This is a genomic window from Actinoallomurus acaciae (assembly GCF_042429965.1).
GTDB classification, from domain to species: domain Bacteria; phylum Actinomycetota; class Actinomycetes; order Streptosporangiales; family Streptosporangiaceae; genus Actinoallomurus; species Actinoallomurus acaciae.
The window spans coordinates 1-1,140 of record NZ_JBHLZP010001087.1 but is presented as its reverse complement, the minus strand read 5'-3'; the positions used below and the strand labels follow the sequence as shown (position 1 = coordinate 1,140).

Here is a 1,140-nt window from a genome sequence, read left to right as displayed (position 1 = left end):
TGAGCCCGCTCACCGAACCGCTTCGCCGGAGGAGGCGACCGCAGCGCCTACCGATTCGCTCGCCGCACTCGCTCACTGCGCCCTCCTTCGTCGAAGGAGGGCGCGGGCGCACCGTGCTTGCCGATCCTCTCGCTCATCGCCGGCGCCGCCACCAGGCGCGGAAGCTCTGCCGCGGCGGCGCGGGCAGGTCCCGGGCGTCGGTCCACTTGCCCAGCAGGCCGGGCAGCCGGCGGATCCGCCCGTCGCGGGCCAGCAGACGCGCCCACCGCGCCCGGCGTACGAGCGTGTGCTCGTAGCGGCGCTGGTCGCCCATGCTCCACGCGAGACCGCGCATCAGAAGCATCTCCGGGGGCGGCACCGGGCGGCCACGGCGCGCGTGGACGACCCGGCCCCGCAGATGCACGAGCATCGCCGGAATGTCGATCTTCACCGGGCAGACGTCGGCGCAGGCGCCGCAGAGCGTCGAGGCGAACGGCAGTGACGCGCCCAGCGGCGCCTCGACGCCGCGTACCTGCGGGGTGAGCACGGCGCCGATCGGCCCCGCGCGGACCGGACCGTACGGCCGCGGGCCGGTGCGCTGGAAGACGGGACAGACGTCGCTGCAGGCCGAACAGTGGACGCACCGCAGGGCCGCCCGCCCGTCGGGGTCGGCGAGCACGGTGGTGCGGCCGTTGTCGAGCAGCACCAGGGCGAAGTCGCCGGTGCGGGTGGTGACCGTGGGCCGCATCGGCACGACCGCGCCCGCCCGCGACACGAGCTGGAGCAGCACCTCCAGGTCGGTCCAGTCGGGGACGAGGTCCTCGATGCCGGCCACGACCACGAGCGTGCCGGGGAAGGTGAGGCCATCGCCGCGGTCGGCGACGACGACCGTGCCGGTCTCGGCCACCAGGAAGCCGGCGCCGACGACGGCGGCCTTGCTGTGCGGGCCGGGTTCCGCTCCCTCGAGCCCGATCTCGTCGGTGACGTCGGAGCGGACCAGGGCGGCCGGGGTGTCGTCCGGGAGCAGGCCGCCGACGATCCGGCGGGCCTCGGCGGCGTCGCGCGCCCAGTGGACGCGCCCGCCCTCCTCCTCGACGGCGGCCTCGAGCGCCTCCAGGTGGGTGCCGAGCTCGCGGAGCGTGCGCTCGCGGATCGCGGTGC

General features: G+C 76.1%; 1 protein-coding gene. It reads right to left on the bottom strand.

Annotated features, from left to right (window positions below; all coding sequences use genetic code 11):
• Positions 1-133: 133 nt before the first annotated feature.
• Positions 134-1,140 (bottom strand): 4Fe-4S dicluster domain-containing protein (locus ACFFNX_RS50700; protein ID WP_378213660.1); only part of this gene is annotated, 1,007 nt, incomplete at its 5' end.